A 19,483-nucleotide genomic window follows, 5' to 3' on the forward strand; every position below is an offset into this window, starting at 1 on the left:
TTTAATCTTATAAGTATTTTTCTAAGTATAAGTTCTCTATAATCAATATAGTTAGAACAAAAATATAACTCAATGAAAAAACTACTTTTATCAACTTTAATTATAATATTATCTCTTGGTATTTCTTTCTCAGCAGAAAAAGATTACATGGGCATGTCCAAGCAACAAACTAAGCATGCTATCCAATCAATGAAAATATATGATGCATCATTAACATATCCATATCCAACATGGTTTAGTACTGGCCTAGTGGGTGATGTATATAGAACTCAAAAAGGAATAAGTTTCTTATATGAACAGATACCTACAGGACAAAAATTCGATAGTTGGAATGAGATCTATACAATAGCTGGAATATATGACAAAGATAATAAAATTAGTCTTTCTCAGTATCAATCTTTTGTTTTAGGTGGTTTCTCAAAATCATGTAATCATAATATTAAAATTCTTAATGCTGTAAAAACTAAATCATCTAGTATGGCAATTTTGCTATGTGGAGCTTTATCAGATAAGCATCTAAAAGTTTATAAAGACCAACCAGGAGAAGTAGCTATATTTAAATTCATGAAATTTAAAAACACATTAATTCAGGTTGGCCAAGAATGGAAAACAAAACCGTTTGATGCTACAAAAATTAATCATTCAAATTTTCTTGATAATGCTTATAAGTATGTTGGTAGCAAACAGAATTTTGCTACAGCCTTTCAAAAAATATATAAAGGCGTTAACGCTACACAAGCTATTTCAAAGCCTTATTAATTCAGATATTAAGCCTATAATCTTTTGTAAAGCTTATTAAAAAAGTAAGCTAGATTTATTCTTATAGTTAAATCTTATAATCTATTAATGCTCCTATAACTTTTCTATTTGGACAATTTATAGAGTATCCACTTTTTTTACACCAAGAGTCAGTATCTAAATAACCTGAATATTCCCTAATTAATTTAACTAATTCATCATGTTCGATTAAATACCAACTTTGCTTAATCATAAAAGCCATGTACAAGTTCTTACTACAATATTTTTTAGCTATATCGTTAATTTACTTTTTAATTGGACTCTAAGAGTATTATCAACATCCTTATGATAAGCAAGAAAATCTGCACCTTGCCAATCATCAGCTAGCTTAATACAATTAAAGCCATAATCTGCAAGTAGCGAAGAAACTTTTTGAAAAAAAAATTTCTTTTTGTACTGCACTAAGCTCTTTATATTCAATCTTTTTAATTTTCATTTCATAGCCTACCCAATCACCCTATACCCAAACCAATCAGGTTTTAAGTCATACTCTTTATCACTTGGAGTTAAGTGAATATACTTACCATTTATAGAGCTAAGCTCCAAGCAATCATCGATCGCCATAAGATTATCTTTATGCTGATGTAGTGATGTTTTTAACAAGCTCTTCTTAGCTTTCTCTTTTGCTTCTGCCTTATCTGCAGCAACAAATAATCCAAACTCATGTAGCTCATTTAGTTTAGATTCATCATAACCTCCAAAATTAATAAAATATAACTTTTTATCAAAGTTTTGAGGTTTGTCTTGAAGTGATATTTGATATCCATCTGCTCCTTTTATAACTTTGTAGCTATCAAGATGTAAGCCTTTAACTGTACCAAACCAGTTTTGCCTAAGTTGCTCATAAGTATCTTCAATACTGTTACCGACCACAAACTGCACATCATGTAATTCTATATTTGCTTTTAGTGCACTTCCACCAAGATAAACTATAAATAATTGACTCATAAAAAATTCTATAACTTTATTTTGCTTAAAGTGATTATAGCTAAACTATGCAGATAATGTCATGTTGAATTTTATAATTAATCCTAAAGAAATATGTCACTCTACAACTTGATCGTAAAATCTAATTTTTAAGACTCATAGTGAGTATTTCCTATGGGTCAAGCCATAGGGTGACAAAAATGCTTTCAAAAGACTTTCTATATATGTTTTTTAGCTACAGATAAGTTTTAAATAAAATATTTATTCTGTCTATTTTAAAGATTAATTTATCGTCATATATACAGCTTTCATATGTTTACAATATTCCTTATATTTACTGTTATAGTCGCTGTTATTGGCTTTCACATTCAAAGCATACAAGCTAGAAAAAACTACACTCAAAAAAATTACACAAAATATTTTTTTCATTATTACTTACACCTTATTTTATTGAATATGCATGAAAACTCTCAGAGTTAGTGTTTTTATTATTTTGACTTTTTCAAACTAAAAACAATTGTAAGGTAGAATATTAATTTTATGTATAGGTAATAGTAAACATCAATGTGCAAATTTGATCATACCTTAGTAAAGTAATCCTATTTATTTGGTCTAGATTCAAAAGACTGTTAGACAAATATTAGCATTAAAAATTAGACTAACATTATTAATGAAACTATAAACATTAATGAAACATATATAGCCTTTAGTATATTCTGCTCTAAAACATTTACTAATTTAGCACCTATCAAACTACCTAAAACACATGGAATAATTGTAGATAAAAATATAGGTGTAATTAAATATCCAATATGATTTGAGCTAATTCCACTAATCGGTATACCTATAATAGTTAAAAATAAACCTACAATTGCAGAATATGTAAATACTAGTACTACTGATGTCCCTATAGCTTTTCTAAGGTTTATACCAGCACAAACAAAAAATGGTACATTAAAAATCGATAACCCTAGAAATGCAGATATCCCACCAAGAAATGTTGAGACACTATTAAACTGGTATTTTTTAAAGTTTATTTTCTTTGAATTTTGGATGTTAAATCTCATCATCCATATAGCTATTATAAATACAGCAACCGCAAATATTTTCTTTAAGCTATCACTGTTTGTAATCATCATTAAAATAGCGCCTATAAGCACTCCTATAATCATAAAAACAATACAATCTTTATACAAATTAAAATCAACATTCTTATATCTAATGTGCTTTATACTAGAGATCAGCCCTAATGTAATCGATGCACACGAACCTGTAGCTATAGTCATCTGCATTTTATGATCAAGCATTGGATAAAAATGTGTTATTATCCAATATATTGTCGGCACTGATAAAAGTCCAAAGCCCCCTCCTAGCATACTTGAAAGTAAGCTAGCGACAAAAGAAAATATTACGGATATAATTATTACCATTATCACTTCCTAATGATTTATTTTAATACTAAATTATCTCAATGATTTATCCGAACACTCTAAGTTAAAGCTCGCATATTTTCATCTTGGAATAACCTCTAACATCACAGAAAACCTGACAGCACTTACATATAATACAAAATATATTCTGCCATTAGAATTTGATAGGTATTATACATTATTAATACAACTAATTATTATAAATCGTACCTAAACTTCTGATCGTTTTCTAATAATTAGCTATGTTTTGGATTTATCTTTGCTGTAAGGATATGGTCTTGCCATTTTCCTGCTATCTTAAGATATGATTTAGCTAAACCCTCTTTCTCAAATCCTAACTTTACTAACAGCCTTTCACTACGAATATTATTCACAATATAATTAGCCATAACTCTATGCAAATTCAACTCATAAAATACATAACAAATCGTGGCTTCTAAAACCTCTGTCATTAGACCTAAACCTTGATACCTCTCTGCAATAGAATAGCCCAAATTACATGCTTGAAACGCTCCGTAAACAATATTTGTGAAATTACAAACAGCTATTATTTCACCTTCATCCTTATTCAAAGCAACAAGTTTTAGAGAGGTTTTACTATCAAACTCTTGCTGAGCTTGCTCTAAGATTTTAGAAAAGTTTTGTAAGGTATAATAACTTTCATCCCTTACAGGCTCCCATGGAGCTAGATGCCTCTTATTTTCCATATAATAATCTAGCATTAGCTGAGCATTTGTTGGCTTTAATAATCTGATTACAGTTCTTTGCGTATGAATTTCAATACTCATAAGTAAAGTCAAAACTATCTATTAAAACTTAAGTATACCAGGCATATAGAATATTATTAATTTAGTGATAAGCCATCTAAGTGTTTTTTATAATTTAGTGTATATTCTTCTACTTTTGGATCTTTCATTACATCATTACAAATAAATGTAGGTAATGGCGACATCCCCAGAAACTGATGCGCTTTATGAAAGTGTAAATACACTCCATCTACTCCAACACCTTCAAAAAACTGATCCTTTTCAACAAATGCTTCCATAGGGGCATTCCAAGTTAAAGATAACATATATTTTTTACCTTGTAGTAATCCACCCGAGCCATATTTTTTCGTAGCATCATAGCGAGATCTACCATCACTTGTATATAGTGCTCCATGCCCTGTAGTTAGAACTTCATCAAGATATTTTTTAACAATCCAAGGAGGTCCCATCCACCAGCCTGGCATTTGATGAATTATAGTATCAGCCCAAAGCCATTTTTGTATCTCCTCATCGATGTTATAACCTTTATCAATATCAGTAACTTTTACATCATAGCCAGAACTTATTAGATGGCTTTCTGATAAATCTGCTAAATATTGGTTAAGCACACCTTTCGAGTGACCAAAATCTTTTTTACCATTTATTATAAGAATCTTTTTCATTGTAAATCCATATGTTTTATTTTGATAATAAACGCTTAGTTAATAAATTATCTATAATAGACACCTTAATTTTTAGATACTTTTAAGGTTCTATATTTCAAAATAAATAATAACCCAGCTCCAATTAAAGAGATGACTATTCCAGAGATAATGCTACTAGAATAAGCGAATCCATAAGCTATAGGTAAACCTCCTAAAAAAGCACCTAAGGCATTTGCTATATTAAAACCTGCTTGGCTAACAGCTGAGCCAAACATTTCTGCGCCTTTGAATACTTTTATCAACAATGTTTGAATTGATGGAGCTAATCCAAAAGCAAAAAAACCAATACTAAAACTTAATACTACAGAGATAAATTCATAACTTATTAATAAGTAAGCTAGTAATAAAACCAACAATAAACCTATCAAACTAGCAATAGTCGCATTTAAAGCTCCTATATTATCAGTCAACCTGCCACCATATATATTTCCACTAAACATTCCTAAACCAACGAAAAATAATATATAAGGAATAAAATCCTTTGAAACATGTGTGATATGTATCATTATCGGAGAAATATAACTATACCAAGCAAACAACCCTGCAAAAGCCAATGATACTACTCCAAATGCCAACCAAGTATCTAGTTTCATCATAACTTTGAAAGTTGATGTTGTAGTTTGATCAGAAGAATCTTCTTTACTTAAATTTACATGAGGTATCCACAATATAGCAGTAATAGTTGTAATAATTCCAATTAGGCCAACGATAACAAACGCTGCCTGCCAACTTGTAACTAAAACGAGATGTGTCGCTAATGGAACTCCAATAATGTTTGCTATAGTTAACCCTGTAAACATCAATGCAATTGCTAAAGATTTCTTACCTTTGTCAGCTACTTCCATAGCGACAATTGCCCCAACACCAAAAAAAGCACCATGAGGTAACCCTGATAAGAATCTAGTAACCATCAAAAAATCATAGCTTGTTGAGAAGATAGATAAACTATTAAATAGAGCTATCATAATACTTAATGCTATCAATAACGATCTTGGACTAAGTTTTTTTGAAAACAATACCAAAGCTGGAGCACCAACAATAACACCTAATGCATATACGCTAATCAAATGTCCTGCTTGAGGAATACTAACATGAAAATACTGTGATATTTGAGGCAAGATACCCATCATAATAAACTCTGTAATGCCAATAGTAAGAGCTCCTAACATTAAAGGAATTATACTTTTTTTCATAATAACTCTCCGACTGATAATAAGCCTAAAATATTTGGTATCTGATTATCAAATTTTATAGAAATACGAGTATTATACTTTTTATATTTTTAATGATAATATACAAAATAGTAAAAGCACTTTTTATAAAAGCTAAAAGATGAAAATGTTATACGAATTACAGCTATTTGTAGCTGTAATAAATCATGGTAATCTATCAGCCGCTGGACGAGAGTTTTATTTATCCCCAGCAAGTATAAGTAATAAAATTAGCGCATTAGAAGACTATTATGATACCAAATTATTAGTTAGAACAACTAGGAAAATTGAAGTTACAAAAGCTGGAGAAATGCTATACCAGTCAGCAATAAAACTTCTAGAACAATTAAACTGTATAAAAGAGAATATTCAAGCTAACAAAAATAAAGCTGAAGGTATAATTAGATTAACTATACCTTTTGACCTGGGTGAACAGTTTATAATTCCAATATTAGATAAATTTAGTGAAATAAATCCTAAAGTTAAATATGATATTCTTTTCACAGATGATGTAGTTTCTTATAACCAATTCCCCTTTGATATTGCAATCAGACAAGGTAATTTACAAAATAGTAACTTTATTGCAAAAAGATTAATCAAAAGTCACAGAATATTATGTGCAAGTCCCAAGTATCTTAAGAAAATGAATATCACTAATATAGATGATATAAATATTTTAAAAGACTGTGATTTTATTACTCTAAAAATAAATGGTGCTGCAATTAAAAGTTGGTACCTTATAGACCCTCAAAATAACAAGCTTGAAATTAGTTTGAATCCATCGTGTATTGTTAATAATGGTTATATAAGTCGTAAAATGTGCTTAAGAGGATATGGAATAGCTTCAAAATCATATTGGGATATAAAAAAAGATCTAGATTCTGGAAAACTTATACAAATATTACCTAACTACAAAGTAACGTTAAATACAAATGATAAGCCTGATAATATGATTAGCTTAGTATACCCTTTTAAACAGTTTCAGCCATATCGTGTGAGAATGTTAAAAGAGTTCATAATAAATAATTTTCCAGAATAATATCAAAGTAAAAACCCAAATATCGACATATATGCTATTGCTATAATCAAAGGTAAATAACAATTAGTTTATGCTATTAGGTTAAGCTATAATTAGAAAATAAACTATGATCAGCTGTTTGAATAAAATGATAAGCCTAGAAATATGTGTAGATAACTATCAATCAATCCTCAATGCTCAAAAAGCAGGTGCAAATAGACTTGAGCTTTGCTCTGCACTAGGTGTTGAAGGATTAACACCCTCACCTAGCTTTATCAAATTTGCAAAAGAAAATTTCACAGGCTCATTACAAGCTATGATCCGTCACCGTGCTGGAGATTTTTACTATGATAAAGTAGATCAACATATTATGTTAGATGATTTAGAAATGGCTTTAGATCTAAATGTAGATGGAATTGTAATAGGAGCACTAACAAGAGATTATAATATTGATAAAGGATTTTTAAAACCTTTCATTAAACTTACAAAACAGGCTAAAAAAGAGCTAACTTTTCATAGAGCTATTGACTTAACTAACAACATCTACTCCAGCACTCAAAAAATCATAGATCTTGGTTTTGACAGAGTTCTCACATCTGGAACCTCTACAAATGTTGTAGAAGGCTTAGAAACTATAAATATGCTCCAACAATTTTTTGGTAAACAAATCCAAATAATGCCAGGTGGTGGAATCAACTCTCAAAATATAAGAGAAATATTAGAAGTTACAAAAGTTACAAATATACATTGCTCGGCTTCTAAGAAAATATTACGAGATACTAGACCTACAGTCTTTCCTAGCTCAGCTTTAGAGATCAAGACTAGTCAAGTTGATGAAATATCTGCAATTAAATCAAAACTCTATTTCTAATAATAAGTCTAAAATAGGCTACAAACTCAATAGAAATAAATAATAAATCTATTATAATACTTTATGCTATTCAAGCCACTTTTTATTTAACTACTAATATATAAATATGCTTCAACATTTTAAAAATCTATACAATGACCTCGCTAAAATGACTATTAATAGTTATATATTTATGATTAGTATTCTACTAAGTATCTCGGTCCTAGCCTCTATAGGTATTTCATATGCTCTACACATACAGTATGCATACTGGGCTGGCTATACTTGCGTGCGTATTATGACTGATAACAAAATTATGACTTATAAACGTGGACTAATGAGGTGTATAGGAACTCTAATGGCCTTAGTAATTGTATTAATATGCTCATCCCTATTTAGATCAGACATTGCTATTATAAGTTTAATAGTTTTTTTATTAATCATTTGTGTTTCTATGGCCTATTACTTCACTGAGTACACATATTTCTTTATTATGTTTTGTATTACTTTGGGTTTATTTTTCTACCCCTACGTGGTTTTTTCAAAAGATATAGCTATCGCTATTATTATTGATCGTTCTATAGTAACGATAATTGGTGCTCTATGCGTATGTGTTATAGTTCTACCATTTTTGAAAAAGAAAGATATTGCAAAGAAACAACCCAAAAAACAAAATAAAGAACGTCATATTGAAATGGTAACTTTTTCAATTTTCTTTATGTTAACATTTGCATTTATTTTCTTAATAACAGTCCCATTTAAAAATGTATTACTATTTGAGCAAGCTCTAATAGGTGTCGTTGCTGTTATGTCTAGTTTTGAGCATTCTCAAATACATCATCTAAGTTTGCAAAGGTTTTTAGGATGCTTAATCGGACTATTAGTTCCATTCATATTGGCATTATTTAACCTAAATATAGTGTTAGTTCTAATTATATCCTTTATCATTGTTATCTTATTTGGTTTAATCCAACTACAAGGTAAATACATTGCCTATATGGGAGCTCAGGCAAACTTATGCTTTTTGACCTCTATATATGCAAATAATGATATCTTACAAGTACAAGCTGGATATCAGCGTCTTTTAAGTACTGTTGTTACATTACTATGCATTGTTTTTGTTAGTGTCTTATATTTCTCCTTTATTAGACTGACAAAATCATATTTTCATAAAAAAACGCTTAATAACTAAACTTAATTCTAGATTTTAGTAACTCTTAACTATAAGCTTATAACCTAAGTTTTCTAATAAATTTCAAACTATGATAAAAAATATATTTTTTGATCTTGATGGCACTCTTGTCAATACCGTTGGAGATATTACAGCTGCTACAAATACTATGCGTGAACATTTCGGACTTAAGCCTATATCCGAAAAAATCATCGCTAATATTGTTGGTAAAGGTTACCCAACAACTGTAAGAAAGGTTTTAGCACTGGATGTTGATAATAAACAATATATTGAGTCTATAGCTGATGAAGGTGTCAAAATCGTAAGTCAAACATATAAGTCTTTAAATAGTACTAATAGTAAGGTATATCCTAACGTGCCTGAAACACTTGAGCTTTTAAAAAGTAAAAATATAAAAATGGCTGTAGTCACAAATAAACATGAGGATGATGCTATACAGTCACTGACTCATCTAGGTTTAATAAATTATTTTGAAGTTGTTATTGGTGGAGATACCACATCTAGCTACAAACCTCATCCAGAACCACTACTTTTTGCTATGGATAAACTAAATGCTAAAGCTGAACAGAGTTTAATGATTGGCGACTCAATGAATGATTTTTTATGTGCAAAAGAGGTAAGTGTAAAAGTAGTAATGCTAAGTTATGGTTATCATAATGGTGTAGATCTTAAGGCTCTTGATAGCTTTGCTTATATTGATGATTTTGCAGAAATTAAAGATCTGATCAAAGAAATAAATTCATGTGCTAAGAAATCCTCATATCAAGTACGAACATGACAATGTTTTTATGTTAGATCTAATTTCAAAATTTCACTTACCTAAGCACTATGCTATAATTTCGCCATAATCATATTTTAAAGAACCTTTTAAAATGGCAAATCATCATAAACTAATAATTTTAGGATCTGGTCCTGCTGGATATACTGCAGCAATATATGCAGCTCGTGCAAATTTAAGCCCTGTGATTATGACAGGTATGCAGCCAGGTGGACAACTTACAACTACTACAGATGTTGATAACTGGCCTGGTGAAGCTGATGGTATCATGGGTCCAGAGCTTATGGCCAAACTACAAAAACAGGCTGAAAGATTTGATACACAGATCGTATATGATACTATCAACTTTGTCGAGCTACAAACTAGGCCATTTAAACTAGTTGGTGAATTAGATGAGTATACTTGTGATGCACTAATTATCTCAACTGGAGCTACTGCTAAATACTTAGGTCTAGAATCAGAAGAAAAATTTATGGGTAAAGGCGTATCTGCTTGTGCTACTTGTGATGGTTTCTTTTATAAAAATAAAGATGTCGCAGTAGTTGGTGGTGGTAATACTGCTGTTGAAGAAGTTCTTTTCTTATCAAATATTGCAAAATCTGTAACATTAATTCATCGTAGAGATTCGCTTAGATCTGAGAAAATCCTTATAGATAAGCTAATGGAGAAAGCTCAAAATGGCAATGTAAATATTATCTGGGATACCACATTAGAAGAAGTACTTGGTGATGATATGGGAGTAAATGCTTTACGTGTTAGAAATGTCAAAACTAATGAAGAATCTCAAATTGATGTTATGGGTGTATTTATTGCTATTGGTCATACTCCAAATACTGGTATTTTTGAAGGTCAACTTGAGATGGAAAATGGTTATATCAAAGTCAAAGCTGGCCTAACTGGTGATGCTACTCAAACAAGTATCGAAGGTGTATATGCCGCTGGTGATGTAGCTGACCATGTATACAAGCAAGCTGTAACTTCAGCTGGTACTGGTTGTATGGCTGCCTTAGATGCAGAGAAGTTCCTTGATAATCTAGGCTAATACATATCTTTACTTTTTTCACTTTATTATAGATACCCACGGGTAAACCCGTGGTACTTATGTGGCAAAGCCACTGCATAACTTTGTTATGCTTTACAGATCTTTCGATCTGACCTAGTTTCCCAAAACTCTGTAATGCAAAACTAGGAATGCTCATTCATCCACGCGTAAACGCATGGTGTTCTGTCTTCGACCACATAAAATTACTATTTAAGATAGTTTAACCCTTTAAATATTGGCCACAAAGTACATAAAGCTAATATTGCTAATATATAAAACCACTCATTACTAGATAATGGGTCTAAATAGTTAATCATGAAAAATATCATATAAATAAACATAACTATCAGACCTGATAAACCATATGAAACACCTTGGATTTTACCTTGTAGATGTATAGGTGTATTTTTCTGAGCTATCGTTACAGCTATCACCCATGATGAGATAAATATACCTGCGACAAAGTAATATAAAATTGCAAAATGCACACTATGATTTAAAGCTAAGCATATATACATCAAAGCTGAGAAAGACATAGAAAGAGTTAAAGTCAGTCTTGGCGATACTCTCTCTATCATATAGGGCAAAAGAATACTTCCAACAATAAAACCTACCGAAAATGCCACTTCTATCAAACCAAACTCTAATGATGATGCTTGAAGAATATTTTTAGCATATGGCGATATAAAGATTGGAGCAATCATATATATACATGTAATACCAACTTGAACAAAATAGCACCAATAAAGTGGTTTATTTTGATTTAGGTAGCTAAAGACTTCTTTCCAGTTTGCTAAGAAACTACCTTCATTCTTCTTTACATTTCTCTTAGGTATAATCATAAAACTACACAATGTTGCAAGAATACATCCAGCTAGCATAATCATCATAATTTGATGCATATCAAAATATACTATAAGCATCCCACCTAGTGACATGCCTATCATCATCCCAAACTCAAATAGTCCATCCATAGTACTATTTGCATAAAGAAGAATATCATCACTAGCAAAAAGCTCGCGCGACATTATCATCATCGCCGGCATAAAAAAAGCTACTGAAACTCCCCACAGACATGAAAATAAATATACCTTTCCAACAGAATCTAAACTAGCTAGAAATATAAATACAAGAAGCAATATTACTCTTAATAAATTAACAGTAATTATAATTACCCGCCTAGGTACAAGATCAGCAAAATACCCTGTAACTGGAGATAATATAACTCCAAATATCCACCATGAAAATATAAATAAGATTATAACCTCAATATTGTTTTTCAAAGTTAATAAATGCCAACTTATCGATATATATGCCATACCAATAACAACAGCATTACAGATACTCATAATACAAGCATAGCTAAAAGATTTATTACTAAATAACCTACTTCTAGCTTTAAAATAATTAAGCATAATAATACCTATCTAAAATAAGATTTTTTTAAAAGTGATAAGACTAAATTAATCACTGAAAATGCAGACACAAATAATCTAAGATGATTCTATATTAAAAATATTTATAAGCAAGATAAAAGTATGGCAATAATTACCTATGTCTTCTAGCTATATCTGTATGATGAAGATACATAGTAAACGTATCTGCTGGGCGAGTATAACCTTCTTGTTCTAAACGATGCCCAATTGCACTTCTATGATAAGTCCCATGGTTTATAATATGAAAAAGAATCTCTAAAATTGACATTCTACCATTTAGACCATCGACAAAAACAAAATCAATATTCTTTATGGTTTGCTCAGTAGATAATATTTTTAGATTTTGTATATACCATAAGCTAGATTGATTTAATCTATTTTCTAACTCAGTCAACTCAGGAAGAGTATCACTATTGGTATTAGAATGAGGAATCCTATTTCCTTGTATTCTCGCACTAAATAATTCTTCTACTATAATCATATGATTAAGCTGTTGACGTATAAACAATAGAATTTTGTCAGACTTATCTACTTTCCTAATTGCTTCAATAAGTCTATTTTCTGACCACTTCTTATAATCAAATATTTTTTCAAGATTCTCAACCATAGTAACTTTACCTTTTCCTACAAACTTTCTTTGACATTATAATAAACTTTTATTCTAATTTTAAAAAAGCACATCAACGACAAGTAGTTTCAAAAGCAAATGATTAGAAAATAAAACTGTTTGAACAAAGTGGGTTTTTATTTTCCATTTGTTTTAAACTACGCTAGCGTAGTGCTAGGCAGTTCTGCATACCAGTTCCTGAGCGAAGTCGAGGGGCTGCCATGAAAAAAATATGTCACTATAACTTACGCAGTAAGTAGCGAAGCAAAAAAGATTGAACTACAATTTTCTACTATAATGATTAGACAAGTCGTGACTTGTCTCTACGAAAAATTTAAGGCTATCGCCCTCTCAAAAAGAAATTATCTAACTGTGCAAAACTTAGCTTTACCCAAGTTGGTCGACCATGATTACATTGGCCTGAATTTTCCACAGTTTCCATTTGTCTTAATAGATGATTCATCTCTGGAATACTTAACTTATCATTAGCTCGTACAGCAGCATGACAAGATACTGTAGCCAAAATGTGATTTAGATAAAACTCAACACTCTTTGTCTTACCTGAAGACACTAACTCTGTAGCTACATTTGATACTAGTTCTTGAATATCTTTATTTTTTACATAAATAGGTACAGCTCGTACTAGTACAGCATCATCAGCTACTACTGAAATCTCAAATCCAAGTCTTTCAAAAACTTCAATATTTTCATCAATTGTCGCAACTATACTACTTGATAGCTGACAAGTTAAAGGCATTAGTAAGTTCTGCTTAAACTTATCAGCATCTGCATGCCAAGTTTTTTTCATTTCTTCATAAAGTATTCTTTCATGAGCTGCATGCATATCTACAAGTACGACTCCTTCATCTACTTGCGAGAGAATATATATACCATGGATCTGACAGATAGCTTGGCCTAAACCACTAGCTTTTGGTTTTTGTGATATATGAATCTCATTTTTTTGAGTATCTTGATTATTCAGATACTTATCAAGTAAATTAGTATTTGATTCAGATTCTTCTTGCTCTTCTTCTACACTAATATCCAAGCTCATATTACCGATATTAAGAGGATTATTTACACTATTTGATTCTTCATGGACATCATCTTGAAAAGCTGGATTATCAATTTCCACATCAGCACTTGTGGTTATAGCTTTATTTACAGTACCAAAAAGAAAATCATAGATAAATTTTTGGTTTCTAAAACGAACTTCACTTTTAGCTGGATGAACATTGACATCGACCTCTTTATAATCCATATCAAGATAAAGTAAAAATGCCGGATACCTATTACCATACATGACATCTTTATAAGCATTTTTTATTGCATGTGTGACAATCTTGTCTTTGATAATACGCCCATTTATATAAAAGCTCTGCATATCTGCTCTAGCTCTATTAAACCTTGGGCTTGCAACCCACCCCCATAGATGAGCATCGCCCACCTCTTTATCAATGTAGATAGCATTTTCAATAAAATCACGACTATATAAATCTAAAACACGATTATATTTTAGTTGCGCATCTTGTGCTAAAAGCAGATCCTTAACTTCTTTACCATTATGAATAAACCTAAAAGCTATACCAAAATAGCAAAGCATATATTTTTTAAGTAAATCAGAAATATGTAAAAACTCAGTATTATCTTTCTTTAAAAACTTACGCCGAGCCGGAGTATTATAAAAAAGCTCACTGACCTCAATAGTTGTACCTGTAACATGTGCTGCAGGAGTAACTTCTCTAGTTTGGTTATTTATTTGCCAAGCATCATCTAAATCTTGATGTTTTGATATAATCTTTAGCCTTGAGACAGATGAAATACTTGCCAAAGCTTCACCACGAAAACCCATACTTGCCACAGATTCTAACTCATCAAGAGTATAAACCTTACTTGTTGCATGTGGAGCTAAGGCTAGTTGTAAATCATCGTGAGTAATCCCCTTACCATTATCTCTAATTCTAATTAGAGATTTACCACCTTCTTGGATTTCTATAGTTATCTCAGTTGCTCCCGCATCTATAGAATTCTCAACAAGCTCCTTAACTACCGAAGAAGGCCTTTCAATAACCTCTCCAGCTGCTATTTGGTTTGCTAAGCTTTCAGGTAGTACTTTTATTTGACGATAATCACTCATTTTCACATCTTAATTTATAAAGGATTTTTTATAAAATCTCTAGTTGCACATTCTTCAAAAAGTTTCTGATTAACTAGTTTGCCATCTTTATCTTCATAAGGATAAACATTATCTTTGGTTAAGCCACATAGGTTTCTTATTTTTTTAGCTTCTTTTTTTGAGATTCTTTGCCAATATTCATTTTTACCTAATGGCCCCAAAAAAGCTCTAACAAATACTTTTTTACCATACTCTATAGTTTGAGCTTTCACATGATAATACTTACCATCATGAGGATTTAATACAGCTCCATCTAAATATACAGGTCCCTTAGCGCCAGCTTCAGCTGAGCTCTTCATTTTCATATTCCAAACAAATTCTAGTCCTTGATACGTATACTTACCGCTAGAATAATCATACTTATTGCCATATGCATCACCTTTGCCACATTGTGTACAATAAATTATCGGAGCATGTGCTTTACCATAGTCGACATCAGATAATGGTACAAAAATCTCTGCATTTAAGTTATTCTGAGCATTGTTATATGCATGGATAATTGAGACATTTGAATCCGTAGGTTTATCTTTTTGTAACCAATAGCCATCGGCCAAAAGCTTTTTATCATTAGCATAACAACTAGCAAAATAAATAAATAAAAATATTAATATAACTTTTCTTAGCACTATATATTTAATTTAGAAAATGATTTTAAAAGAAAGTATAAAGAAAAAATGCTATTAGTTAAACAGGACTTTTAACTCCAAATTGAGCTACTGGATAATTAGTACACTGACTTGTTACTTTTTTGTCTTTATTTATATACTGACCAGTTGCTGTTACGCCACAGTCAGCTTCAACTTTTTCATAATCAGCTTTTGAAATTCGCTGCCAGTGAGCAGCTTTACTTCCTAACTCTTTACCCCATACAATATATGCCGCTTTAGAATACATAGTTTTACCATTATCTTGAACTTGTGCTGATGCAGCATAAATCTTACCGTCATTAGGATTTATAACACCACCATTATCATACTTAGATCCTTTAGCAGGTGGTTGGGCCGTGCCTTTTTGCTCTTGCATATTTCCTGCAAATACGAAATTTTGTAAAGGAGCATTTTTACCTTTGTAATTAAATCCATTATAAGATCCATTTGAGCAGTCATAACAAGTAGCTTTTGGTTTAGATGGCTTACCTGAAGAAGCATCCACAGTCATTAATGGAACAGCTATCTCCATTTGTAGAGTTCCTTTTTTACCATACTTACTATCTTTTGCAAAATAAGTATGGATAATTCCCTCTGGCATACCACGACCTGCATCTGGATCTTCATCAAACTGTACCCAATAACCCTCAGGTGAAAGATTATTTTTTGTATCGACATTAGCATTATCTGCAGCATAAGACATAGATGACGCTAAAGCACCTAATGCAACCAGACTTAGAATTTTTGTTTTTTTCATTTAATCTCCTTTTACCCTTATAAAAGCCTATAAGACTTACTTGATACTAGCAAAGAACTAAATCTTATTCAAATAACTTGAGAGTTATTGTTAACAATTTAACTAATAAGGCTTATAATAAATTTTAATAAAAAATAATTTAATTTGAATTCTTTGCAAGGAAAAATCATAACTAATTTTGGCGGTAACATTCTAGTTAAACTAGCCAATAATGAAAAAATCTCAGCATTATATCGCAGTACTTTCAAAGGCGAGTTAACTGTTGGTGATAACGTTGAGCTTGAATATACTAATTCAACTTATGTAATTACAAAGTTACTAGAAAGAAAAAATCTAATTTCACGCCCAAATCAATATCAACGTAAAAATAAGAATGTGGCTGCAAACATTGACTATGGCGTAATTATAATCACTCATTCACCAGCACCTGTTGAGCACTATATAGACAGATATTTAGCTGCTTTACATAATAGTGATATTGAGCCTATCATAGTGGTAAATAAAATAGATAGCCAAACTCCCAAAGATAAAGAGTTTATAGAGAACTTAGTAAATGTATACAAAGACATCGGTTATAAGATATTTTATATTTCTGCTAAGGACAATATTGGAATTGATAAACTGCTAGATACTCTTAAAGATAATACTTCAATATTCTTAGGACAATCTGGCGTCGGTAAATCTGAAACTCTAAATACTATACTTGGTGAGAAAATCACAGAAACCACCGCTGTTTCTAATTCTACTAAGAAAGGACGTCATACAACTACTTGCTCTACACTATATGAGATAGATAATAATACTAGTATAATCGACTCGCCTGGTATTAGAGAATTTGGATTATGGCATATTTCTAGAGAAGAGCTTTTCGATGGCTTTTTAGATTTTAAGAAATACAAAGGAATGTGTCAGTTTAGAAACTGCTCTCATGAGGAAAACTCGAAAGGCTGTGAAATAGTTAATCAACTAAAGCAAAGTAATATAAACCCCACCCGCTTTAAAAATTACCATAGAATATTAACTGAAATTAAATAGCTACAAATTTTTTATCTTTTTTTAATAAGGACTGTTTAAAATAAACAATTTACTTTTATACAAAATTAGTCTCAAATAAATAGTAATGCAAAGTAATCTATTGCAAATAAATAGGCTCTTATATAAAGCCTTCGTAAAAACTGTAGCTTAGATTATTTTTTTATATAGTATTAAAGTTTTATAGCATAAAAACAATAGGGAAAAGAAGTTGGCAATATATATAGGTTTAGACATAGGTGGAACAAAAACTTTAGTTCACAGCGTGAATGAAAAAGGAGAAGAGCTCAAACGTACTAGAAGAGATACTCCTTATGAGTTAGCAGATGGACTAGAGATGTTATTTGAAATGATTGATGAAATTAGCCAAGGATCTCAAATACTAGGTATTGGTGCAGCTATAGGAGGACCTTTAGATGTTGATAAAGGAACTGTTTCTCCATTACATCAACCAATGTGGCGTGATGTGCCTTTAAAAAAAATCATTGAAGATAAATATAACTGCCCTTTTTACTTTGATATTGATACCAATGTAGCTGCATTATCTGAATATTACTTAAAAGGATATAATCAAAAAACTTTCTTATATATAACACTAAGTACCGGTATGGGTGGTGGCTTTTTAATTAATGGTTTAGTTTACAGAGGACTTTCTCATCCTGAGATTGCTCACCAAGGTATAGAATTCAAATGTAGTCACCCAGAGCGTATCAAATGTGCTTGTGGTGCCAGAAACTGTCTATCTGCTATTGTATCAGGAACTGGAATTTCTAAGATATATCAAAAACCAGCTGCAGAGCTATCTATAGATGAGTGGAAAGAAGTAGGATATAACCTTGGCCAGGGCTTAAGAAATATAGCTTGTATTTTATCTCCTGAAATTATTGTTTTTGGTGGTGGTGTAATTACAAAGCAAAAAGACATCCTACTTAAAGAGGCTGAAAAAGTTATGAGCGATGATCTTAAGATAGTCTCGCCTCCAAAACTAAAGATATCTGATTTTGATTATGACACGGCTCTTTATGGTGCTAGCCTTATAGCAAAAGAAGGCAGAAAATTTTATGGGGAGCACAACTAATGTTACTTTCTTTCGCTATTTTATTAGCACTAATTGGAGGTGCCTTAAATGGTAGCTTTGCAGTTCCATCTAAACTAATAAACAATACATCCAAAAACCAAGTATGGTTTCATTTCTCTTATTGGGCATATGTAATTATACCGATTCTGACATTATTTATTTTTTGTAGTAGTTTTGTTGTATATTACAAATATATATCTATAGATGTCTTACTTACCCTGTTTATTGGCGGCTTTATTTGGGGAGCGGGGATGATTTTGTTGCCTTGTTGCTTTTAAACATGTTGGTATATCAATAACTTTTGGTATAAATATTGGACTAGCTACAGCTGGTGGATCAATCCTACCATTAATCATCCTAAACCCATCTAAGCTACTCACTCCATTTGGAATAATAATAATCTTAAGCTTTATTCTATTTATAATAGGTGTAACACTTGTAACTATCGCTGCCAGAATACGAGATAAAGATATTGGAGCTACTCTTGATAAGAATAGTAGTAGCTTTATCATTGGTATAACATGCTGTATTGCTGCTGGTATTGGATCAATGACGCAAGCTTTTGTATTTAATTAACCTCAGTTCGATAATTAGTTCATGTCTAAATATTTATAATTATTGATTTTAATTGGAGAAATAATAAACTGAGCCAAAGCAGCCATAAGATGAGTAAAAGCATTGTTTACAGATCTATGTCTTGTATGCCATAAGGTTAGATTATTTTTGAGATAGTCAAAAATAGTCTCAATGATAGATCTCTTAGCTAACATAGCTTTTTCAAACCTAGTTCTAGGAACTTTTTTCATATTCTTTTTTAGAGTAGTTATAAGTTTTAATCCTTGTTGCTCAAGTAATTGAGCCTTATCCTTAGAGATATAACCTCTATCACCAAATACCAATCCTTTAAGTCCTTTGCATAATTTAGTTAAAAAACGCCTATCATCTTTATTTCCTGGACTAATATTGATACTAACAATTTCACCAATATGATTAGTTACTAAATGAAGCTTAAAACCAAAGAACCAACCTGTAC

Annotated in this window: 22 protein-coding genes; 8 read left to right on the plus strand and 14 right to left on the minus strand. The window is 31.1% G+C overall.

The window, feature by feature from the left end:
• Positions 1 to 72 precede the first annotated feature (72 nt).
• Positions 73 to 759, plus strand: coding sequence for a hypothetical protein (locus AB8E56_RS04975; protein WP_329478633.1), 687 nt, complete (start codon positions 73 to 75; stop codon positions 757 to 759).
• A gap of 67 nt (positions 760 to 826) precedes the next feature.
• On the opposite strand, the gene AB8E56_RS04980 is transcribed toward AB8E56_RS04975, so the two are convergent.
• The 7 genes from AB8E56_RS04980 to AB8E56_RS05010 all read right to left on the minus strand — a co-directional run bounded on the left by AB8E56_RS04980 (position 827) and on the right by AB8E56_RS05010 (position 5,819).
• Positions 827 to 991 (minus strand): hypothetical protein, encoded by a 165-nt coding sequence (locus AB8E56_RS04980; RefSeq protein WP_329478635.1) that lies wholly within the window; start codon positions 989 to 991, stop codon positions 827 to 829.
• Positions 992 to 1,029: 38 nt separating this feature from the next.
• Entirely contained in the window at positions 1,030 to 1,200 is a 171-nt protein-coding gene (locus AB8E56_RS04985) for a hypothetical protein (protein WP_329478637.1), read from the minus strand.
• Positions 1,201 to 1,242: 42 nt separating this feature from the next.
• Positions 1,243 to 1,746, minus strand: a complete 504-nt coding sequence (locus AB8E56_RS04990; RefSeq protein WP_329478639.1) for a DUF1543 domain-containing protein — start codon at positions 1,744 to 1,746, stop codon at positions 1,243 to 1,245.
• Positions 1,747 to 2,378: 632 nt separating this feature from the next.
• Entirely contained in the window at positions 2,379 to 3,155 is a 777-nt protein-coding gene (locus AB8E56_RS04995) for a sulfite exporter TauE/SafE family protein (RefSeq protein ID WP_329478641.1), read from the minus strand.
• Positions 3,156 to 3,391: 236 nt separating this feature from the next.
• Positions 3,392 to 3,943, minus strand: a complete 552-nt coding sequence (gene rimJ, locus AB8E56_RS05000) for a ribosomal protein S5-alanine N-acetyltransferase (RefSeq protein WP_329478643.1) — start codon at positions 3,941 to 3,943, stop codon at positions 3,392 to 3,394.
• Positions 3,944 to 3,999: 56 nt separating this feature from the next.
• Positions 4,000 to 4,584 carry an NAD(P)H-dependent oxidoreductase gene (locus AB8E56_RS05005; protein WP_329478645.1) on the minus strand — a complete coding sequence of 195 codons (585 nt, stop codon included), beginning with the start codon at positions 4,582 to 4,584 and terminating at the stop codon, positions 4,000 to 4,002.
• A 65-nt stretch (positions 4,585 to 4,649) separates the two neighbouring features.
• Positions 4,650 to 5,819 (minus strand): MFS transporter, encoded by a 1,170-nt coding sequence (locus tag AB8E56_RS05010; RefSeq protein WP_329478647.1) that lies wholly within the window; start codon positions 5,817 to 5,819, stop codon positions 4,650 to 4,652.
• 139 nt (positions 5,820 to 5,958) lie between these two features.
• Between AB8E56_RS05010 and AB8E56_RS05015 the strand changes: the two genes are divergently transcribed.
• The 5 genes from AB8E56_RS05015 to trxB all read left to right on the plus strand — a co-directional run bounded on the left by AB8E56_RS05015 (position 5,959) and on the right by trxB (position 10,717).
• Positions 5,959 to 6,876 (plus strand): LysR family transcriptional regulator, encoded by a 918-nt coding sequence (locus tag AB8E56_RS05015; RefSeq protein WP_329478649.1) that lies wholly within the window; start codon positions 5,959 to 5,961, stop codon positions 6,874 to 6,876.
• Positions 6,877 to 7,003: 127 nt separating this feature from the next.
• Complete coding sequence (locus AB8E56_RS05020; protein WP_329478675.1) at positions 7,004 to 7,726, plus strand: copper homeostasis protein CutC; 723 nt, start codon at positions 7,004 to 7,006, stop codon at positions 7,724 to 7,726.
• Positions 7,727 to 7,898: 172 nt separating this feature from the next.
• Positions 7,899 to 8,897 carry an FUSC family protein gene (locus AB8E56_RS05025; RefSeq protein ID WP_329478651.1) on the plus strand — a complete coding sequence of 333 codons (999 nt, stop codon included), beginning with the start codon at positions 7,899 to 7,901 and terminating at the stop codon, positions 8,895 to 8,897.
• A gap of 70 nt (positions 8,898 to 8,967) precedes the next feature.
• Positions 8,968 to 9,675 (plus strand): HAD-IA family hydrolase, encoded by a 708-nt coding sequence (locus AB8E56_RS05030; protein WP_329478654.1) that lies wholly within the window; start codon positions 8,968 to 8,970, stop codon positions 9,673 to 9,675.
• A 94-nt stretch (positions 9,676 to 9,769) separates the two neighbouring features.
• Positions 9,770 to 10,717 (plus strand): thioredoxin-disulfide reductase, encoded by a 948-nt coding sequence (trxB, locus tag AB8E56_RS05035; RefSeq protein WP_329478655.1) that lies wholly within the window; start codon positions 9,770 to 9,772, stop codon positions 10,715 to 10,717.
• A 206-nt stretch (positions 10,718 to 10,923) separates the two neighbouring features.
• Here the strand turns inward: trxB and AB8E56_RS05040 are convergent, their stop codons facing one another.
• The 5 genes from AB8E56_RS05040 to AB8E56_RS05060 form a co-directional block, all read right to left on the minus strand.
• Positions 10,924 to 12,132 carry an MFS transporter gene (locus tag AB8E56_RS05040; protein ID WP_329478657.1) on the minus strand — a complete coding sequence of 403 codons (1,209 nt, stop codon included), beginning with the start codon at positions 12,130 to 12,132 and terminating at the stop codon, positions 10,924 to 10,926.
• A gap of 133 nt (positions 12,133 to 12,265) precedes the next feature.
• Complete coding sequence (locus AB8E56_RS05045; protein WP_329478660.1) at positions 12,266 to 12,760, minus strand: DinB family protein; 495 nt, start codon at positions 12,758 to 12,760, stop codon at positions 12,266 to 12,268.
• Positions 12,761 to 13,100: 340 nt separating this feature from the next.
• On the minus strand, positions 13,101 to 14,897 hold the full coding sequence (gene mutL, locus AB8E56_RS05050; protein WP_329478662.1) for a DNA mismatch repair endonuclease MutL: 1,797 nt from the start codon (positions 14,895 to 14,897) through the stop codon (positions 13,101 to 13,103).
• Between the two features lie 14 nt (positions 14,898 to 14,911).
• On the minus strand, positions 14,912 to 15,562 hold the full coding sequence (locus tag AB8E56_RS05055; RefSeq protein ID WP_329478665.1) for a DUF2147 domain-containing protein: 651 nt from the start codon (positions 15,560 to 15,562) through the stop codon (positions 14,912 to 14,914).
• 58 nt (positions 15,563 to 15,620) lie between these two features.
• Positions 15,621 to 16,340: a hypothetical protein gene (locus tag AB8E56_RS05060; RefSeq protein WP_329478667.1), complete on the minus strand. Its 720-nt coding sequence runs from the start codon at positions 16,338 to 16,340 to the stop codon at positions 15,621 to 15,623.
• 153 nt (positions 16,341 to 16,493) lie between these two features.
• Between AB8E56_RS05060 and rsgA the strand changes: the two genes are divergently transcribed.
• Together rsgA and AB8E56_RS05070 are read left to right on the plus strand one after the other, a co-directional pair.
• Entirely contained in the window at positions 16,494 to 17,375 is an 882-nt protein-coding gene (gene rsgA / locus AB8E56_RS05065) for a ribosome small subunit-dependent GTPase A (protein ID WP_329478677.1), read from the plus strand.
• Between the two features lie 208 nt (positions 17,376 to 17,583).
• On the plus strand, positions 17,584 to 18,450 hold the full coding sequence (locus AB8E56_RS05070) for an ROK family protein (RefSeq protein WP_329478669.1): 867 nt from the start codon (positions 17,584 to 17,586) through the stop codon (positions 18,448 to 18,450).
• A 209-nt stretch (positions 18,451 to 18,659) separates the two neighbouring features.
• On the opposite strand, the gene AB8E56_RS05075 is transcribed toward AB8E56_RS05070, so the two are convergent.
• Both AB8E56_RS05075 and AB8E56_RS05080 read right to left on the minus strand, forming a co-directional pair.
• Complete coding sequence (locus tag AB8E56_RS05075; protein ID WP_329478671.1) at positions 18,660 to 18,962, minus strand: hypothetical protein; 303 nt, start codon at positions 18,960 to 18,962, stop codon at positions 18,660 to 18,662.
• Between the two features lie 78 nt (positions 18,963 to 19,040).
• Positions 19,041 to 19,483 (minus strand): IS982 family transposase (locus AB8E56_RS05080; protein WP_329478673.1); only part of this gene is annotated, 443 nt, incomplete at its 5' end.

The sequence above is a fragment of the Francisella sp. 19X1-34 genome (assembly GCF_041102755.1).
Lineage (GTDB): Bacteria > Pseudomonadota > Gammaproteobacteria > Francisellales > Francisellaceae > Francisella.